General features: G+C 58.8%; 15 protein-coding genes and 1 pseudogene. 11 read left to right on the forward strand and 5 right to left on the reverse strand.

Annotated features, from left to right (window positions below):
- Positions 1-11: 11 nt before the first annotated feature.
- From BP38_RS0113080 to BP38_RS0113090, 3 genes are read right to left on the reverse strand one after another with little or no spacing between them, the layout of a single operon-like run.
- Positions 12-1,124: an ABC transporter permease gene (locus BP38_RS0113080; protein WP_026988088.1), complete on the reverse strand. Its 1,113-nt coding sequence runs from the start codon at positions 1,122-1,124 to the stop codon at positions 12-14.
- A gap of 3 nt (positions 1,125-1,127) precedes the next feature.
- Positions 1,128-3,920: a ribosome-associated ATPase/putative transporter RbbA gene (gene rbbA / locus BP38_RS0113085; RefSeq protein WP_051609345.1), complete on the reverse strand. Its 2,793-nt coding sequence runs from the start codon at positions 3,918-3,920 to the stop codon at positions 1,128-1,130.
- Positions 3,917-4,990 carry an HlyD family secretion protein gene (locus tag BP38_RS0113090; protein WP_026988090.1) on the reverse strand — a complete coding sequence of 358 codons (1,074 nt, stop codon included), beginning with the start codon at positions 4,988-4,990 and terminating at the stop codon, positions 3,917-3,919. Before BP38_RS0113090 ends, rbbA begins: the two co-directional genes overlap by 4 nt.
- 285 nt (positions 4,991-5,275) lie before the next feature.
- Here BP38_RS0113090 and BP38_RS0113100 point away from each other — a divergent pair, with 285 nt between their 5' ends.
- From BP38_RS0113100 to BP38_RS22315, 10 genes are all read left to right on the forward strand, one after another.
- Positions 5,276-5,596 (forward strand): hypothetical protein, encoded by a 321-nt coding sequence (locus BP38_RS0113100; protein WP_051609346.1) that lies wholly within the window; start codon positions 5,276-5,278, stop codon positions 5,594-5,596.
- Positions 5,597-5,872: 276 nt separating this feature from the next.
- A complete protein-coding gene (gene cydD / locus BP38_RS0113105; RefSeq protein WP_026988092.1) occupies positions 5,873-7,564 on the forward strand; it encodes a thiol reductant ABC exporter subunit CydD in 1,692 nt (563 codons plus the stop codon).
- A complete protein-coding gene (gene cydC / locus BP38_RS0113110) occupies positions 7,561-9,258 on the forward strand; it encodes a thiol reductant ABC exporter subunit CydC (protein WP_026988093.1) in 1,698 nt (565 codons plus the stop codon). The genes cydD and cydC overlap by 4 nt, the downstream gene beginning before the upstream one ends.
- Before the next feature lie 83 nt (positions 9,259-9,341).
- Complete coding sequence (locus tag BP38_RS0113115) at positions 9,342-10,919, forward strand: cytochrome ubiquinol oxidase subunit I (RefSeq protein WP_026988094.1); 1,578 nt, start codon at positions 9,342-9,344, stop codon at positions 10,917-10,919.
- Between the two features lie 5 nt (positions 10,920-10,924).
- Positions 10,925-12,079, forward strand: coding sequence for a cytochrome d ubiquinol oxidase subunit II (gene cydB / locus BP38_RS0113120; protein WP_026988095.1), 1,155 nt, complete (start codon positions 10,925-10,927; stop codon positions 12,077-12,079).
- Between the two features lie 21 nt (positions 12,080-12,100).
- The gene (gene cydX / locus BP38_RS22305) at positions 12,101-12,223 is read left to right on the forward strand and encodes a cytochrome bd-I oxidase subunit CydX (protein ID WP_026988096.1); all 123 of its coding nucleotides are present in this window, start codon (positions 12,101-12,103) and stop codon (positions 12,221-12,223) included.
- A 178-nt stretch (positions 12,224-12,401) separates the two neighbouring features.
- A complete protein-coding gene (locus BP38_RS0113130; protein ID WP_026988097.1) occupies positions 12,402-13,697 on the forward strand; it encodes an NAD(P)/FAD-dependent oxidoreductase in 1,296 nt (431 codons plus the stop codon).
- A 15-nt stretch (positions 13,698-13,712) separates the two neighbouring features.
- The gene (locus BP38_RS0113135; protein WP_026988098.1) at positions 13,713-14,075 is read left to right on the forward strand and encodes a DUF5368 family protein; all 363 of its coding nucleotides are present in this window, start codon (positions 13,713-13,715) and stop codon (positions 14,073-14,075) included.
- Positions 14,076-14,708: 633 nt separating this feature from the next.
- Positions 14,709-14,897 carry an oligopeptide/dipeptide ABC transporter ATP-binding protein gene (locus tag BP38_RS23340; protein ID WP_281174418.1) on the forward strand — a complete coding sequence of 63 codons (189 nt, stop codon included), beginning with the start codon at positions 14,709-14,711 and terminating at the stop codon, positions 14,895-14,897.
- A gap of 156 nt (positions 14,898-15,053) precedes the next feature.
- A complete protein-coding gene (locus BP38_RS22315; RefSeq protein ID WP_081816667.1) occupies positions 15,054-15,971 on the forward strand; it encodes an NAD-dependent epimerase/dehydratase family protein in 918 nt (305 codons plus the stop codon).
- Between the two features lie 212 nt (positions 15,972-16,183).
- Here the strand turns inward: BP38_RS22315 and BP38_RS0113145 are convergent, their stop codons facing one another.
- Together BP38_RS0113145 and soxC are read right to left on the reverse strand one after the other, a co-directional pair.
- Entirely contained in the window at positions 16,184-16,873 is a 690-nt protein-coding gene (locus BP38_RS0113145) for a c-type cytochrome (RefSeq protein ID WP_211250317.1), read from the reverse strand.
- The gene (gene soxC, locus BP38_RS0113150; protein ID WP_322098959.1) at positions 16,860-18,242 is read right to left on the reverse strand and encodes a sulfite dehydrogenase; all 1,383 of its coding nucleotides are present in this window, start codon (positions 18,240-18,242) and stop codon (positions 16,860-16,862) included. The genes BP38_RS0113145 and soxC overlap by 14 nt, the downstream gene beginning before the upstream one ends.
- 199 nt (positions 18,243-18,441) lie before the next feature.
- Between soxC and BP38_RS0113155 the strand changes: the two are divergent.
- A pseudogene (locus tag BP38_RS0113155) lies at positions 18,442-18,706 on the forward strand (IS481 family transposase); the annotation flags it as partial.

Genomic DNA, 18,706 nt, shown 5'->3' on the forward strand with positions numbered 1-18,706 from the left:
ACCCTTGCGAACTATTTCAGGAATTCCCTGAAGCGTCGCAAGGAAAGCATGAACAGCACCCCCCCTATCGCCAGGAGAGCAGCAAGCTGGGGCCAAACGGCATCCAGCCCCGCCCCTCTGAAGAGAACGGACTGGGCCAGGATAACGAAATGAGTGTTCGGTGCCGCCAGCATGATTGCCTGGATCATCTCCGGCATACTCTCGCGCGGTGTCATGCCCCCGGAAAGTACCTGGAGAGGCAAGAGAACGAGCATCAGCAGCAAGCCGAACTGAGGCATTGAGCCGGCCACCGTGGCAAGGAAGATACCCATGCAGGTGGTAGCAAAAAGATGCAGAGCCGTGGCGAAAAGGAAAAGGGGGATAGAGCCCTCAATCGGAACCGAGAGCAGGCCCTGCACGATCAGTATCAGAGAAATACTGGCGGCAAAGAGGACAACGAGCCCCATCGACCAGATCTTGCTCAGCATGATCTCGGTTGGCGTAACCGGCATGACCAGCAAGTGCTCAAGCGTACCATGCTCGCGCTCGCGGATCAGGGCTGCCCCAGTCAGGATGATCGACAGCATGGTAATGGTGGAGATCACTTCGTTGATGGATCCGAACCATCCCTTATCGAGCTGCGGGTTGAAGCGCGCGCGCAATGCGAGATCGACCGGCACGTCCGGTGTGTGTCGATAGCCGGACAGATACTCCCGGACCTCACTGGTGACAATGGATTGAATATAGCCGCCACCGGTGAAGGCCTGGGTCATGCGGGTTGCATCGATGTTGAGCTGGATTGCCGGTGACTTGCCAGCCAGCAGGTCACGTTGGAAGTTTGGAGGTATATCGAGCGCGAAGCTGTCGATACCAGCATCCATTCGGCTGTCCATTTCCCCTTGGGAGATCAGCTGCGGTATCGTGAAATAGGGGGGATAGAAGGCTGTGATTATGCGCGAAGACACAGGTGAGTGATCTTCATCGACTATGGCAATCGGCGCCCGGTTGAGGGTCTCCGGCATGGCGTTGGCCGCAGTATAGATCGAGGCCGTGAAGGCGTAGAAGATCAGTATCAGCAGGATAGGATCCCGGGCCAGACCGCGAAGCTCCTTCATGCCGAGATGCAGGATATTGGATGTCTTCATGGCTCAGCGCGCCTGCTTTCTGAGAAGAAGCGTGCCCAGGGCCAGCAGGATGGGAATGGCGAGCAACAGGGGCAGGAAAGAACTCCAGAGATCACCGAAACCCAGTGCCTTGGAGAAGGTTCCGCGTGAAATCGTCACGAAATGGCTGGTTGGATAGATTTGGCCGATGAGAGCCCCCGCTCCCTCGAGAGAGGAGACAGGATCGAGCATGCCCGAGAACTGCACGGCCGGTATCAGCGTGATCAGGGCCGTCCCGAAAATAGCCGCGATCTGACTGCGCATGAAGGTCGAAATGACCAGGCCCATCGCCGTGGCCACAATCACATAGAGAAAAGCGGCTGTTGCATAAGTCAACAGGCTTCCCGTGAAAGGGACGCCGAAGACGAAGACGGCAAAAGCCGTCAGCAGGGCGACATTCAGCATTGCCAGGATGACGTAGGGAAGCTGCTTGCCGAGCAGGAATTCCAGGCGTGTGACAGGGGTCACATAGAAGTTGGTGATCGAGCCGAGTTCCTTCTCGCGCACCACGCTGAGGACAGTCAACATGGCAGGGATCAGCATGAGCAGCAGGGGGATGACAGCCGGCACCATGGCGACAAGGCTCTGAACGTCGGGATTGTAGCGATAGCGGACCTCCAGTTCGAAATCAGTCAGGCCAACCTGATCCCCATAAATTTCGCGTGCCTTTCGCGTTAGCCAGTCGGCATGCATGCCTTCGACATAACCGCGAATCGTCTCTGCGCGGGTCGGCATGGCTCCGTCGATCCACGCGCCGATCGCGACGCTGCGCCCCCGGGCCACATCGCGGGCAAAGCCGGGTGGTATCTCGATTGCCAGACTGATGTCCCCATTGCGCATCCGTTGGTCCAGGTTCGCGTAGTCGGAGATCGCCGCCTTTTCAGTAAAATAGCGCGAGCCTGAGATTTGCAGGACATAGTCCCGACTTATGGTTGTGTCATCGCGGTCGAGCACGGCAAAGGACAGGTTCTCGACATCCAGATTGATCCCATAACCCATGACGAACATCAGGATCATGCTGCCCAGCAGGGCAAGGGTGGCGCGAATAGGATCTCGACGCAGTTCAAGTGCCTCGCGTCCCGTATAGGCAAGCATGCGTCGAAAATCGAGGACGGTCCCGTTGCGCCGGGGAGGACGCGATTTTTCTGTGGGAGTCTCGGCCATCTCTGATAGCTGGATTGTTGGGCTTTCCTCTTGTTTTGGTCCGCCTTGTTCGCCTATGGCATCTTCCAGATAGGCAATGAAGGCCTCTTCCAGGGTTTCGGCAGAGCACTTGTCCTTGATGCTGTCAGGCGTGTCGCTGATCAGGACCTTGCCGGCATGCATGAGCGAGATGCGATCGCAGAACTCGGCCTCGTTCATGAAATGGGTGGAAACGAAGATCGTGACTTCGTCCTCTCGGGAGAGGTCGGAGAGGATCTGCCAGAAATCGTCGCGCGCCACGGGGTCAACACCTGAGGTTGGTTCGTCCAGGATCAGGATGTCCGGGGCGTGGATCATCGCCACTGCGAGTGACAGACGCTGGCGCATGCCAAGGGGAAGGGCGTTCGGCAGTGTATCCAGAATTTCGGCCAGTTCGAAGCGGTTTGCCATCTCCTGAATGCGTGCGGGGATAATATCGGCCGGCAGGCTGAACAAGCGGGCATGGAGGTCAAGGTTCTGCCTGACCGTCAATTCGCCATAGAGTGAGAAGGACTGGGACATGTAGCCGACACGCTGTCGTGTCTCCAGATCATCGGCATCAACCTCATGTCCGAAGAGACGCGCCGTGCCTTCACTGGCAGGCAGCAGTCCCGTCAGCATCTTCATCGTCGTGGTCTTGCCGCAGCCATTGGAGCCCAGAAAGCCAAAAATCTCCCCTTTCGGAATGCGAAAGCTCACATCGTCGACAGCCGTGAAGTCGCCGAAGCGCATCGTCAGGTGCTCGGCCTCGATGGCAATCTGCTCATCTCCGTGCTCGCTCAGGGGAGGGATATTCACGGCGCTATGACCTGCCCGCTTGTCTTCGGGCAGCAGGGAAATGAAAGCAGCGTCCAGACTGGAAGTTCCGGTCCGCTCGAGAATATCTTCCGGCCGTCCCGTGGCCAGCACCTTTCCGGCGTCCATTGCGATCAGCCAGTCGAAGTCTGCCGCTTCCTCCATATAAGCCGTGGCGACAATAACGCTCATTCCTGGACGATTCGCACGAATGGAGGCGATAAGTTGCCAGAATTGCCTTCGGGACAGGGGGTCCACACCTGTTGTCGGCTCGTCGAGGATGAGCAGGTCAGGGTCGTGGATCAGGGCGCAGCAGAGCCCCAGCTTCTGCTTCATGCCGCCGGACAGCTTGCCGGCCGGCCGCGCCGCGAAGTCTGCCAGGCCGGTTCCCTGGAGTAGCTGGGCGATCCGCCTTTCTCGCTCTTGCCTGTCATGTCCGAAGAGGCGGCCAAAGAAATCAACGTTCTCGTATACCGAAAGCGTAGGATAAAGATTCTTGCCAAGACCTTGCGGCATATAGGCGATACGTGGATAGGTCTTCCGACGGTGTGTTGCCTTGCTGATGTCGCCGCCGAGGACGTGGACGGTGCCCTGCTGGATCGTGCGTGCTCCTGAGACCAAGGAAAGCAGACTGGACTTGCCGACACCGTCCGGACCGATCAATCCAACCATGCAGCCTGATGGCAGATCCAGGGTGATTCCATCGAGAGCTCGTGTCTTGCGATAAGAGAGCGCGACTGCTTCCAGACGAGCCACAGAGTCGGAGGCAAAGTGTGATATGCCTGCTGTCTGTGTGGTCATTCTACCAGTGTGCCCTGCAGGCTGTCCGGCCATTCGGCCTCTGGGTCAAGGCGGACATAGGCCATGCCGGGCAGACCGGTCTTTACCTGTTCTATGTGCTTGCGGAGGAGTTCGGGTGGAATCCGAGCTTTGACCCGGAACATCAACTTTTGCCGCTCTTCCTGCGTTTCGACGGTTCTGGGGGTGAACTGTGCGGTATCGGCAACGAAGGAAACCTCTGCAGGAATGATGTACTGGGGCGCAGCATCCAGGACCAGGCGCACATCCGCTCCAATGGCCACGCGCCCGGCCTGCGCTGTGGGCAGGAAGAAACTCATGTGCACATCTTCCAGGTCCACCAGGTTGAGGACGCGACCGCCTGCTGAAAGAACTTCCCCGGGCTGCGCAATCCTGTACTGGACACGTCCGTTCCGTGGAGAGGTCAGGGTGCTGTCGTCGATCTCGGTTTTGATGCTGTCGATGGTGGCCTGGGCCGCTTCAACGGCAGCTTCGGCATCCACCACTTGCGCCCGTGATGCCGTTATGGCCGCTTGTGATGCAGCAACCTGTGCCACCGCTGCGCTAACGGTTGCTCTTGCGGCCTGCGCAGTTGCCCGGGCATCGTCCAGGACTTGCTGAGAGACGGCATTGGATTGTGACAGACGTTCGGCGCGCTCAAGTCGTTTCTGAGCAGCTTCCAGTTCAGCCTGGCGCTGGGCAACTACAGCTTGGGCCGCTTCCTGTTCGGCCTGGCGTTGGGCGACAAGGCTGTTGGCCGTGTCGATGCTGATGGTCGCCCGGCGCAACTGGGCTTCCGCTTCGCGCTGCCGGGCTTCCAATTGCCTGGTGTCCATGCGCGCCAATTCCTGACCGGCTTCGACGAAGTCGCCCTCCTGGGCGAATATCTCGCTGATCCGTCCGGCCGTTTTTGTGGAGATGTCGATCTCGACTGCCTCGATGCGTCCATTGCCACTGGCGATGCCGTCGGGAAGCCCGTCGCCTTGCAAGTGATCCCAAGTGTAATAGCTGCCGGTCGCCACAACCAGGAGGAGGGCCACCAGGTACCAGGGTCTCTTTCCGGGCAAGGGCATGTCCACTTCCAGTCTGTTCTATGTCGCTAGGAAAGCGATTTGCTGAATTCAAACAGGATACAGGAGTTTCTGTCCCTCATCATGCGTTCAATCGCCACGCCTGTGCCACCTATGATGATGTCCGGATGACGTGCCAGTGTCAGGTCTGCGACCATTCTTCCAATAGGTAATTGGCCGTCAATGCTGTATTCTTGTTGCCGTACCCCCCGCGTTCAAACACGTAGAATGATTATGTGTTTGCGCTCCTCTTGAGTGGCGGTGGGACGATATGAAAGGAAGAATCTCATGACTGCTCCAGAGGACTCCAGAAAGCCCGATCTGGACCGCGCTCTTCAGGATCCTCAAGCGATTTTTGGTACACCGGAGGCGCTTCTTGATCACGATATGCTGACGCAGCAGGAGAAAATCGAAATTCTGCGTCGCTGGGAGTATGACGCGAGTGAAAATTACGTCGCAGTGGAAGAGGGCATGCCTGACGGTGAGGATGGGTTGCTTCAGCGGATTTTGCAGGCGCTTGACAAGCTGACCAAGGGTTTCGATGCAGAGCAGGTCAGCCCCAGCAAACAGCACGGACTGACACGGTCGAGCATCACCAAATCCGAATAGCATTCGGATTTGGTGACCTTTGCATTTCTTGGAGCCAGCATTGGAGACAATGTGGCGGGATCGTTCTCCACATTGCTTATGGTGAGAGAATTTCTATTTAACCATGCATGGCAAGCTTCAAGGTCCAAGACTTGGAAGGTGGGAATGGCAGATCGAAGCCGCTTATCAGCCGCGGATACAGCGGGAACAACGCCGGACGACTTGCTTCTGTCATGGAAAAAGGCTGCTTTTGGTGTTTGGCGGCGAGCCTAGACAACAAGTCTTGCGAAAGCTGACATGACAAAGACCTATGCTGACACAGGCTCGACTGAGGCCGCTCTGTCTGGCAGCCGACTGCCCGCAGCACTCCAGGCTGTGGCTGCCTTGCTATGGCTGCCCCAGGCAGCCGCGATTGCCTACGCCATCGATCATTTGGCCCGCGAGGGCACGCTGGAGCCCGTCATTGTCCCTGCACTTGTTCTCCTGGCTTTGGGTTTCGCGAAGGCGGCTCTCAATGCCCTGGGACGGCGCTTGGCCTTCCGCAATGCGCGCCGGGCTCTGTCCGAGATGCGGGTACGCGCAACGTCGGTTCTGGCGGCGCGCTCGCCGGTCGATATCAACCGTCCGGATTCCGGTTCTGCTGCCAGCGTTCTGGGCGAGCAGGCCGAGGCCCTGGTACCCTATCTGGCGCGCTATCATCCAACCCGTCTGCGAGTTGTGGTGATCCCTTTGGCGATTCTTGCCTGTGTCCTGCCATTCTCCTGGATTTCTGCCGTTATCCTGTTGGTGGCGGCGCCGTTGATCCCGCTGTTCATGGCCCTGATCGGCTGGCGTGCCCGGGCGGCCAGTCGGGAACAGTTGGACGAGATGGGCAGCATGAATGCCTTCCTGCTGGATCGACTGCGCGGCCTCGCGACCATTCGTGCCTTGGATGCAGTCGATCAGACTGCTGATAGGTTTCAGGCCGACGCGAAGACCCTGCGCCGAAAGACCATGGCCGTACTCCGCATCGCCTTCCTGTCGTCGGCCGTGCTCGAACTTTTTGCTGCGCTCGGTGTTGCGATGGTTGCCGTCTACGTTGGGTTTCATCTGTTGGGGCACCTGAATTTTGGTGCCTGGGGAACACAGTTGAGCCTGGGGGAAGGTCTTTTCATCCTTTTGCTTGCACCGGCCTTCTTTGAACCGCTGCGGGATCTTTCCGCGACCTGGCACGACAGGGCGGCGGGGCAGGCAGCCGAAGAGGCGCTTGCGGACCTGGCAACGCAGGGGCGCACTTTTCCGGCGTCCCGCCAGGAAGGGGGGGGCGGGGAGGTCGATACGAGCGACATGCCGCCCGGTATAGCCATCGAAGGCCTGGATTTCAGTCATGCGGCTGGTGTTCGTGTCTTCGAAAACTTGGATCTTCGAGTTTCCCCCGGCGAACACCTGGCCCTGTTTGGGCCCAGCGGGAGCGGGAAATCCACCCTGCTTGCCCTGATGGCCGGTCTTGTTGCTCCGGATCATGGCCGTATCTTGATTGGCGGCGTGCCGCTTGAGGATGGCACTGCGGATGATTTGCGTCGCCGGATGGCCTGGGTGGGTCAGCGCCCGCACATCTTTCAAGGGACCATGGCCCGAAATGTCAGTCTCGATCGTCCCGGTGTGGGCGAGGCAGAGATCGACAGAGCCTTTCGGCACGTCAGCCTCGAGGACGTTGTACGCAGCCATGCCGGAAGTCTTGGGGAAGCCGGGGTCGGCCTGTCGGGTGGCGAGGTTCTGCGGCTGGCGCTGGCACGCGCTGTCGCATCACCGGAGTTTGGGATTGTTCTTGCGGACGAACCGACCGCGCATCTGGATGCGGCGACGGCCGCGGATATCGGTGACGGACTGATGGCGCTTGCGAAAGGCAGAACAATGATCGTTGCAACCCATGACCCACGGCTGGCACATCGCATGGACCGTATTGTAGACTTGACTTCTCTGCTGGTCGCAAGGGAGGCCGCCGAATGAGCTCGGGGGTGCAGGATCTCAAGACTGTATTGAGCATCTTTCGCAAGGAGCGGCCGGCCGCGCTTTTGGGCGGCGCCCTCCTGGCGGCGGCAACGGTTCTCTTCGGCATTGCCCTGCTTGGGCTTTCGGGCTGGTTCATAACCGCGACCGCAATCGCCGGCCTGTCGATGGCCACGGCTCTGGCCTTTGATGTCTTTGCGCCCTCGGCGGGGATTCGGTTCTTTGCGCTGGGTCGGACCTTTGCGCGCTATGGCGAACGCGTAGTCACCCATGACGCAACCTTGCGCGTTCTCGCGGCCATGCGGACGCGGCTGTTTCGCGGCTGGGCGGCTCCCGGCGCGGCCCGCCTGTTGCTGAAACATCCCGCCAAGCTGCTGTTCCGGTTGACATCCGACGTCGATGCGCTCGACAGCCTTTATCTGCGACTTCTCGTTCCCGCGGCTGTCGCCGTTATCGCTGCGCTGGCCACGGCTGTCACACTGGGGTTGATGGCGCCGTGGTTGGGGATTGCTGTTGGACTCCTGTTGCTGACCGCAGGCCTGGGCCTTCCGGCACTGACGGCGGGACGTGCGCTCAGGCCGGCCCAGCGCAGGGCCCAGGCTCTTGAAAGCCTTCGCGGACGTGTCGTGGACCTGCTTTCGGGACAGACGGAGCTGCTCATGACGGGACAGCTTGCGGCGCAAACCGCAAGAGTGCAGCGTGCGGAGCAGCACGCAGCTCTGGCCGATGACCGCCTGGATCGCCTCGAGACGTCAGTTGATGCCGGTCTTGGCGCTGTCTCAGCCCTGCTGCTTGCAGGAACGCTGCTGGGCGTTGCCTGGCTTGTGGAGGCCGGAACCATTTCCGCCCCGCTGGCCGCCTTGGGCATGCTGGTTGTCCTTGCCGCCATGGAACCATTTGCGGCTTTGCGTCGCGGTGCGGTGGAGCTTGGTCGGACCCTGCTTGCTGCGCGTCGTTTGGCACCCAGACTGTCGGAAACAGATCAGAGCAATGATACTCCGCTTGCCGCTCCCGGCGATGGTTCGGCGATACGTCTCGAGGGTGTGACGCTGTGCCATCCGGGCAGCAGTGCACCTGTCCTGGAGGAGGTTTCCCTGGCGGTTCGGCCGGGCGAGCATGTGGCCCTGGTGGGTGCAAGCGGTTCCGGTAAATCGACTCTGCTGGCAGCGATAGCCGGCGAACTCCAACCGAGCGACGGACAGCTTGAAACGCGCGATACCTGTTTACTGCCCCAGCGAACCGAGTTGTTTCGCGGCAGTTTGCGCGACAATCTGCACCTTGCCAAATCGGATGCCAGCGACAATTGTCTGGAAAAGGTTCTCATGAAGTCCGGGTTGGGCGCAGATGATAAGCTTTTCGGGCGTGGGTTGGATACGGTTCTGGGCGAAGGAGGGGCCGGTCTTTCAGGCGGACAGGCACGCCGGCTGGCGCTGGCACGGGTCCTGCTTCGCGAAACGTCGGTCTGGCTCTTCGATGAACCGACCCAGGGTCTTGATGGCGAAACTGCGCGGGATGTCTTGGGGCGGATCCGAACAGCTGCGGAAGGTCGAACCCTTGTCATCGCGACGCACATCAAGCGCGAGGCCGATCTGGCGGACCGTCTCGTTGTGCTGGAGGCGGGCCGTATTGTTGCCACGGCTGAGCGTGGAACGGCGGCCTTTGCGGGAATACTGGATGGCTTGCGGCCCGATTGAGGCTGCTTGCTGAGATTGTCCATGTAGGCTGTTCCCTTTCGGGAGCAAAACTGAAGGAGGCCTGAAAGGGCCGGGGTAGAATAATGGAACTCGATATCGTTTCGCTGTCTCGCCTGCAATTCGCGATAACAGCTCTGTATCACTTCCTGTTTGTTCCGCTGACGCTGGGCCTGTCCATGCTGCTGGCCATCATGGAAACAGTCTATGTCATGACCGGCAGGCAGGTCTGGCGACAGATGACCAAGTTCTGGGGCGTGCTGTTCGGCATCAACTTCGTGCTCGGGGTGGCCACTGGCATAGTGATGGAGTTCCAGTTCGGCATGAACTGGAGCTATTACAGCCACTATGTCGGCGACATCTTCGGGGCGCCGCTGGCGATTGAAGGCCTGATGGCTTTTTTCCTGGAGGCGACCTTTGTCGGTCTTTTCTTCTTCGGGTGGGATAAGCTGTCGAAGGTAGGGCACCTCGCCACGACCTGGGCCGTTGCGCTCGGTTCGAACTTCTCGGCGCTGTGGATTCTCATTGCCAACGGCTGGATGCAGAACCCGATTGGCTCGACCTTCAACCCGGAAACCATGCGCATGGAGGTCACGAACTTCTTTGAGGTGCTCTTCAATCCCGTGGCGCAGGCGAAGTTTGTGCATACCGTCTCCGCGGGCTATGTCACGGCCGCGGTCTTCGTGCTTGGTGTTTCGGCCTGGTACCTTCTGAAAGGGCGTCATATCGCCCTGGCCAAGCGCTCGATGACCGTGGCTGCTTCGTTCGGCCTTGCAGCCTCTCTTTCGGTCGTGGTGCTGGGCGATGAAAGCGGCTACCTCTCGACCGAGCACCAGAAGATGAAGCTCGCGGCCATGGAGGGCATGTGGGAAACCGAGCCGGCCCCGGCCCCCTTCACCGTCATCGGCTTTCCCGACCAGGAGGCGCGCGAGACACACTTCGCCGTCAAGATTCCCTGGGTCATGGGCCTGATCGGGACCCGCTCGCTGACCACCGATATTCCGGGCATCGAGAACCTGGTCGAGAATGCCAAGGAACGCATTCGCAGCGGCATTCGCGGCTATGAGGCGTTGCTGGAAATTCGTGGTGCCGGCAGCATGGAGAACGTGCCCCAGGATGTGCGCCAGACCTTTGAGGAGGATGGCGCCAACATGGGCTATGCCCTGCTGCTGCAGCGCTACATCGACGATCCGCGCGAGGCCACGGACTCGCAGATCGAGACTGCAGCGTGGGATACCGTTCCCCACGTCCCGACGCTTTTCTGGTCGTTCCGGATCATGGTGGGGCTGGGCTTCTTCTTCATCCTGCTGACAGGCACCTTCTTCGTGCTTTCGGCGCGGCGCGCACTGGATAGGTATCCCTTCCTGCTGCGTGTAGCCGTCTTCGCAATTCCACTGCCCTGGATTGCGGCCGAGCTGGGCTGGATCGTGGCCGAATTCGGTCGGCAGCCCTGGATCATCGAGGGCATCCTTCCGACGGCCGCGGCAGTGTCCAGCCTGGGGGCTTCGACCGTGCTGATGACGATCATCGGTTTCGTGCTGATCTACACCGTCCTGATTGTCATCGAGATGGGACTGATGCTTCGGGCGATCCGCAAGGGGCCGGATCCGGACGACGCGCCTGAAGCCGAACTGATTTCCTCCCGTATCGTACCGGCGGAGTAAGAGCCATGATCCTGCATGAATTGATCGATTACGAGACCTTGCGCGTGATCTGGTGGCTGCTGCTGGGGGTGCTGCTGATCGCTTTCGCTGTCACCGACGGTTTCGACCTTGGCGTCGGTGCGCTGCTTCCCTTTGTGGCGCGCAGCGACGTGGAACGGCGTGTTGCCATCAACACCATCGGTCCCGTTTGGGAGGGCAACCAAGTCTGGCTGATACTGGGAGGCGGGGCGATCTTTGCCGCCTGGCCACAGCTATACGCGGTTTCCTTCTCGGGCTTCTATCTTGCGATGTTCGCCATCCTGGCCGCCCTGATCCTGCGTCCGGTCGGCTTCAAGTATCGCTCGAAACTGGAAGATCCGAGCTGGCGCAGCAGTTGGGACTGGGCCCTGTTCATCGGTGGGTTCGTGCCGGCGCTGATCTTCGGCGTGGCGGTCGGAAACGTGTTGCAGGGCGTGCCCTTCCGGCTGGATGATGACCTGCGCATTTTCTACGAGGGCAGTTTCCTTGCGCTGCTCAATCCCTTTGCACTGCTCTGTGGCCTATTGTCGGTCGCCATGCTGGTGATGCACGGGGCCGCCTGGCTTGTCCTCAAGACGAGTGGCCCGGTGGCGGCGCGTGCCCAGCGGTTCGGCAGTATCGCGGCCGTCCTGACGCTCCTGCTGTTTGCATTGGGCGGTTTGGCACTCTGGCTGGGCGTCGATGGCTATCGCTTCGTGTCCGTGCCCGAAACTACGGGGCCGTCCAATCCATTGATGTCAGAGGTGGTGCGTGACGGGAGTGCCTGGTTTGCAAACTATGGTGCACATCCCTGGATGATGCTTGCGCCGCTGTTCGGCTTTCTCGGGGCCTTTGGGGCCCTGCTGGCCATGCGTGCAGGGCGCGAGGTTCTGACCCTGCTGCTCAGCAAGCTGTCGATCTTCGGCGTCATCTCGACGGTCGGCCTGTCGATGTTTCCCTTCATCCTGCCGTCCTCGATTCAGCCAAACGCCAGTCTGACGGTGTGGGATTCCTCCTCCAGTCATTTGACCCTGTTCATCATGCTGATCTCGACGGCCATCTTCCTGCCCCTCATCGCGCTCTACACCAGCTGGGTCTACAAGGTCCTGTGGGGCAAGGTCGACGAAGAGGAAATTCGTAACGAAAGCAGTCATTCCTACTGACTGCGCGTGAAGGAGCCTATCATGTGGTATTTCGCCTGGTTGTTGGGACTTCCGCTGGCCGCGGCTTTTGCCATCCTCAATGCGATGTGGTTCGAATTGATGGAAGATGCGGCCGAAAAGCGGGCCGAGGAAAAACGGCAATAGGGTATTGTTGCAGGAAACTCCGGCTACAGCATAGCCGGGTTCCCCGCCTCGGTCCGTGGCCATTTCAGAGTGCCCTTGAATCGCGACATTTCGCGCAGGTTCATCTGCTTATCCCCAGGATACAGTAAGTTACACTGGGTGGCTGTGAAATGCGGACCTTGGAAAGGATGAGGCTGCCATGAATCGACGGACATTCCTGCTGGGCGGGACATCAGCGCTCGCAGCGCTTTCGCTGGGGGTGTCGGGAACGACGGCGCAGACCTCCGATGCTCCGGTCAACATCGTGATTGCTGGTGCCGGGGCGGCCGGTCTCTCGCTGGCCTCCAGATTGCGCCGCAGGATGAGCAAGGCGCGCATCACGATCGTCGATGCCAAGCGTGAACATTACTTTCAACCGGGTTTCACCCTGATCATGGCCGGTCTCTGGCAGCCCGATGACGTGACCGAAAGCAACGCGGACTTCATGCCGCGGGATGTGGATTGGGTGGAAGAGGCTGTCGCCGAGTTCGATCCCGAGTCCAACAGCATCACCACCAGTGGCGGTCAGCGGCTGGGCTATGATTACCTCTTCGTCACGACGGGCCTGAATCTGGACTATGCCGCGATCGAGGGGATGGAAACCTCTTTGATCGGCCAGGAGGGCATTGCCAGTGTCTACGCCGGGCCAGAGGCCGCGGCGGCTTCATCGAGAGCAATGGATCGCTTCCTCGAGGCCGGCGGCACAGGCCTCTTCGGACGCCCGGCTACGGAGATCAAGTGTGCCGGCGCACCGTTGAAGATGACCTTCATCACCGAGGACAGGGCGCGGCGTCAGGGGCGCAGGGAGAATGTGGAGTTGGTCTATAACGCCCACAATGACACTGTCTTCGCGATCCCGCCCGTCAACGACAAGGTGGAAACGCTTTTCGCAGAACGTGGCGTGAAGGTGAACCATGGACATGTCCTGAAAGCTCTGGAACCGGGCAGCCGGCAGGCCGTCTATGAGACCGCGGACGGCGAGGTCACGATGGACTATGACTTCATTCATGTGGTCCCACCGATGCGGGCACCCGACCCGGTGCGAAACAGCCCCTTGCCCTGGCAGGAAGGGCCGCTTGCGGCCGACGGCTGGATCGAGGCGGAACGGGAAACTCTGCGCCATCCCCGCTATCCGAATGTCTTTGCCTTAGGGGACGTGGCCGGCGTGCCACGCGGCAAGACGGCGGCCAGCGTGAAATGGCAGGTGCCGGTGGTGGCCGACAACTTCGTGGCGGAAACACGGGGCGAGGAGCCGGTGGCGGCTTACAACGGCTATACCTCCTGCCCGATGGTGACGGCCTATGGCACGGCCATGCTGATCGAGTTCGATTACGAAGGCAACCTGATCCAGTCCTTCCCCTTCATTGAACCGCTGGAGGAACGCTGGGTCTCCTGGCTGATCGAGGAAAAGGGCCTGAAGGGCGCCTATCTGGCCATGCTGCGCGGGCGCGCCTGAAGGAAGGATGGAACAATGAGCGAATTCGACCCCCTTAGCCTCTTCGCCATTCTCTATGAAAGCTTCGGCGTCTGGTTCTGGCCAGCCGTCATTCTGGCGTGCCTGCTCCTGGTGAGTATTATCGCCAGCGTCGTCCTGATACGTCGCAAGGACCTGGCTTTTGGTCGGCCTGTCCTGATCGCCCTCGCAGTCGGGGCGACAACGACCTTCATCGCAACCCTGCTGGCTCCGGCCTGGACCCATGCCGACTTGGGGGCGCTGGGCTCCATCGTCGATGTCGTGGCAGCCGTCGCATTGGCGCTTGTGCCAGGAGCGGCTGCCGCTGCTCTGGCCTTTCTGCTCGTGGCCGTCATCTCGACCGGAAGGCGCCGCCTTTAATGAAACTCGGCCGGAGCCGAGGGTTCATCTGACTGTGCAGGCAGCTATCGTAAGGGCTGCCGGCTGTGATGAGACATTTTCACGCTAAAGCGCAGAAGAACGCCAAAACGCGCCGACCGGAAAGGCGAAAAAAGCAGGAAAATCAATGGTGGCGCGACTGGCATTGAACCAGAGACCCCTATGATATCGACTTGAGGTACAAAGCCGGTTTCTCAGGGAAAAACTGAATCTTAAGCTGCCACGCGCTTATTACATGGCGGACTCTCACTGCAGCGAAGAAGCGTTCGGAATGAGCAAATCCCCCCTAATTGTTTGTCTCTTCCTTGTGACCTGCGTCCCGAAAACCGGACCGTTTGGAATGAGAGAATTCTCGATTTTTGACCCTGCTCGCAAGTTTGAGGGCAAGGTCAAATCAACCAACGATCCCAGTCGTACCTGACTGAAGTCTTGGGGTAACGTGCAGCTGCCCAAGAAAGCACGGTTTGGACAGTTGCGGCGCGATCAGTGTCCATTCGGCATTTGATGTCATCACTTGCATACCGCAGGACACTGCGTTCATATTTCAGCCGAGCGGTTTAGTCTACATATTGCGGCACCATCGGTTGCTTAGCACAACGTAGGAATTACAAGGGACTGAAATCACTCAACTCTTTTGGGGGCAGGCACTTTGAACAAACGGCACGCCCATATACTCAGTTGCTCTTGTTTGCAGCCCCAACTTTAGATTCTGAGCAGCAACTAGAGGAGATTGAAATCATTGGTGAGGTTCCAAGCCCGTTGAATACTCCAAGCGGGTGTTCATTTTATCCACGCTGCCCCTAAACGTTTTTCGCCGCGTAACACCGTATGACCGCAGCGTCTGTGTCTGTCTGATGGAGGGGAGGAGCTTGTCATAAGCATGATACGGAACATGCCGGATAGCCCTTTATTTGGCTTCCCCCTTACTAAGTACGCAGCTAATAATAAGTGGTAATAAAAATGACTAAAACAGTAGTAGTTACGGGTGCCGGAGGTTTGATAGGGAGACCGTTAATATGGACACTTGTTGATCGTGGTTTTAGGGTAATTGCCCTCGATCGTGATGAAATAAAATTTAATCATGGTAACGTCCAAAGTTATGCTGCCGAGCTAACTGATATACCGCGAGCACATGCAATACTTAAGTCCAGTAACGCTGATGCATTGATACATTGCGGCGCAATATCCGGTCCGATGGTATCGAATGAAAATCCATTCTGGATCTGTGAAACTAATATTACTGGAACTGCAAATCTTTTGGAAGCGGCACGTATTCATGAAGTGCGGCGCTTTATATACTGTTCCTCAATCGCTGCTTATGGTCCAACCTCCGAGGGGCCAATAACAGAAGAATACCCGCTCTTTCCCACATCTGTTTATGGTGGCAGCAAGGCAGCTGGTGAACATCTGCTTGCGGGTTATCGCTATCAGCATGGGCTCGAAGGCCTGGCTTTGCGCATAGGTTGGGTCTATGGCCCTGGACGCCGGACTGCATGCATGATCCGTGAAAGCCTCAAGAGTGGATTGAGGGGCGAGCAAATCGTAATTCCTGGGCCGGCTAACTTTCCTTGCCATTACGTGTATGTTGACGATGTTGTTAGGGGCATTATCGCCGCTCTTGATGTGAAGTCCGCGCCGTCGCTGGTTTATAACTTGAGCAATGATTGCGCTTTGCAGCTCAGGGATGTCTGCAAAACTCTCCAAAGGGCTTTGCCTGACAGTGAAGTCGTGCTCGATGAGAGGGTGGATACCGGCGATGAGTACCAGGGCCAACTGGCCCCCTCGCGGATCAAGAATGAGCTCGAGTTCAAGCCGCAAGTATCAATGTATGAAGGGGTCATACGATATCGCGATTGGCTCAAAGAGCATGTCTACTGAAAATTTCTGATTTTCTCATCTGTGGGGCCACTCAAGATGAGCATCAAGTGATGTGACCCAAAGCTTCATCCAGATGCTGCTGGAATCGTTGGTTGATAACCGCGCTTGTGCGCAGACGTGCAAGGGTCATCACCGCGGAGCCTTCGGCTATACGCAGCGGAGATGACCCTTGCCGGTTCCAGGTGCGTGGCATCGCAGGTCAGTGATATCTGTTATTCGTTGCCTCCGACATCCGGACGCGGGTCTTCAACGAAGCCATCTGCGTTTGGCATCTTGATCTCGGCCATGGAGTCCGCGTCGAGCGTGGTATCTGGATCATCCGAAATAATGCCAGCCCGCCCCAGGATATAGGCGCTGATCGCGTAGACTTCGTCCGGTGACAGGGAACCAGGGGATTGTAGCGGCATGGCGCGGTGCACATAGTCGTAAAGCGTGCTGGCATAAGGCCAGTAGCTTTCAACCGTCTTGACGGGGCTGTCATCTGCCAAAGTTCCGCGGCCACCCAGGAGCGCAGGGGCGCCGAGCTCGCTGACGCCCTCCATGTCCGACCCATGGCAGGCGGCGCAGGCCTGGTCATAGGCCGTTTTGCCATCCGCAAAGGTCCCGCTCCCTTCTGGTAAGCCTTGGCCGTCCGGCATCACATCAATATCAATTGCCGAAATCTGCTCTTCCGTGGCCGGTTGGCCAACACCGAAAGCGTTGGACGAGACGTCTATTTCTCCTACCTCTTCAGCACTTGATCTTGGTGGTTCCATGGGCGCGCGTTCGCCTGTCTCCTCCAGCCTCTCCGGCAGTGTTGCTGAAGTGCGCTCAGTTGCTTTCTCTTCACCTGAGTCCTCGGCAAGCAGAGGGCTTGTCGCCAGTGCAATGGCACAGACAACAGTCAAATTACGCATGAACATTGGTTACCTCCCCGTCCTCTGAAATGTGCCAGCTTTGAATGGCATTCAGGTGATACACGGAGTTCAGGCCCCGCACGTCCACGAGTTCCGACAAGGCGGGTTGTACGTACCCGGTGTCATCAGTTGCACGGCTTTGCAGGACCGCCTGCTCACCCGTCCATTTCCACGGAAGACGGAAGCGCGTATGACATATGGGCAGAACGGGCCCTTCCAGTGATGCCTCCTCCCAGGTCTTGCCGCCATCGGCCGACACTTCGACCTTGGTTATCTTGCCTCGCCCGGACCAGGCGACACCTGTGACCTCGTAGAAACCCGGACGCGGCAGCTTCATCGCGCCTGAGGGGAAGGTGATGACAGATTTTGCCTCCATCTCGAGGCTGAATTGACGCGCCGAGCCGTCCGGCATGAGGTCAGTGTATTTGGACGTCTCCTCGCGCGTCATGAAGGGTTTGTCGCTTACCTCCAGCCGCCGGAGCCACTTGATATGGGTATTGCCCTCGTAACCCGGGAGTAGCAGGCGGAGTGGATAGCCCTGTTCCGGCCGGATCGCTTCACCGTTTTGGGCATAAGCGAGAATGGCGTCATCCATTGCCTTGTCGATCGGGACCGAACGGGTCATGACTGCGGCATCCGCGCCTTCGGCCAGAATCCAGGCCGCACCATCCGAAACACCCGCCATCTCCAATAGCGTGGAAAGCCGAACACCTGTCCATTCCGAAGTTGAGGTCAGGCCATGGGTGCCCTGTACGGTCTTGAGCGTCGGCTCATCCCATTCGGTCAGGCCATTGCCGGAGCATTCAATGAAATGGATCTTGCTGACGGCCGGCAAACGTTTCAGATCGTCCATGGTGAATCGCATCGGTGTATCGACCATCCCGTGCAGGATGAGTTCGTGGGTGCGCGGGTCGATCGTCGGGATTCCGGCATGGTGGCGTTCGAAATGAAGGCCCGATGGCGTAATGATGCCGTGCCCCGAGGCAAGCGGCGTCATGGACCAGCTCGACTCAATGCTCGCTGTCGGATAACGCCAGCGCACCTCGCTTTCGAACTGCGAACGGGAGCCGTAGCCATCGTCTTGGAGGATTAGGCGCCCCTGCTCTTTGGTGGGGTCGGGTTGCACGTAGTATTCGACCGCGCCCGGAGGTGCCTCGGCCGCTGCGCGACCGCTCATCAGGGCTCCACCGCCAAGGGCGAGGCCGCCGGCCAGCAATCCGCGCCGGGTCAGGCCATTGAACATCCCCTCTTTGCAGTCGCAGTCTTCTTGCTGGGGGTCAGCCAACATCTGGCGTTCGATTTCGACCAGGCTCTCGGCCATGTGGCGTTCGGCGGGTCCATACCTCGATGCAGGAAATTTTTCATCATTGGGCATTCTTCCCTCCCTAGTTGCTTGCATCATTACGGCAAGCTTTCTCATACAACGAGAACCATGCTCCCTTGTTCGTTGACTTGTAAATAGATGACCCAAATTTGCTTCTTCTCTGGGGGGAAGCATCTTTGACGTTGAGGCCTAGATGTTTGATCCCAGGTTTTGATGGTGTGATTCTGTCCGAGGACTGGAAGGAGGCACTATGGGCCAAGTTCTACACAGCTGCGCCACGACCACGCACGCCATCAGAGCTGCAATACAGCGATCGGAAGCTTCGGCCACGGAGTTGAGCCAGACCTATGGGATCAATCCGAAGACGGTTCTCAAATGGCGCAAGCGGGCGACGGTCACCGACAGGCAGACTGGTCCCAAGGAACCAGCATCAAGCGTTCTCAGCCTCGAGGAAGAGGCCGTGATCATTGCCTTTCGGCGGCACACCCTGTTGCCATTGGATGACTGCCTTTATG

Source organism: Fodinicurvata fenggangensis DSM 21160, from assembly GCF_000686045.1.
Classification (GTDB): Bacteria; Pseudomonadota; Alphaproteobacteria; order Kiloniellales; family DSM-21159; genus Fodinicurvata; species Fodinicurvata fenggangensis.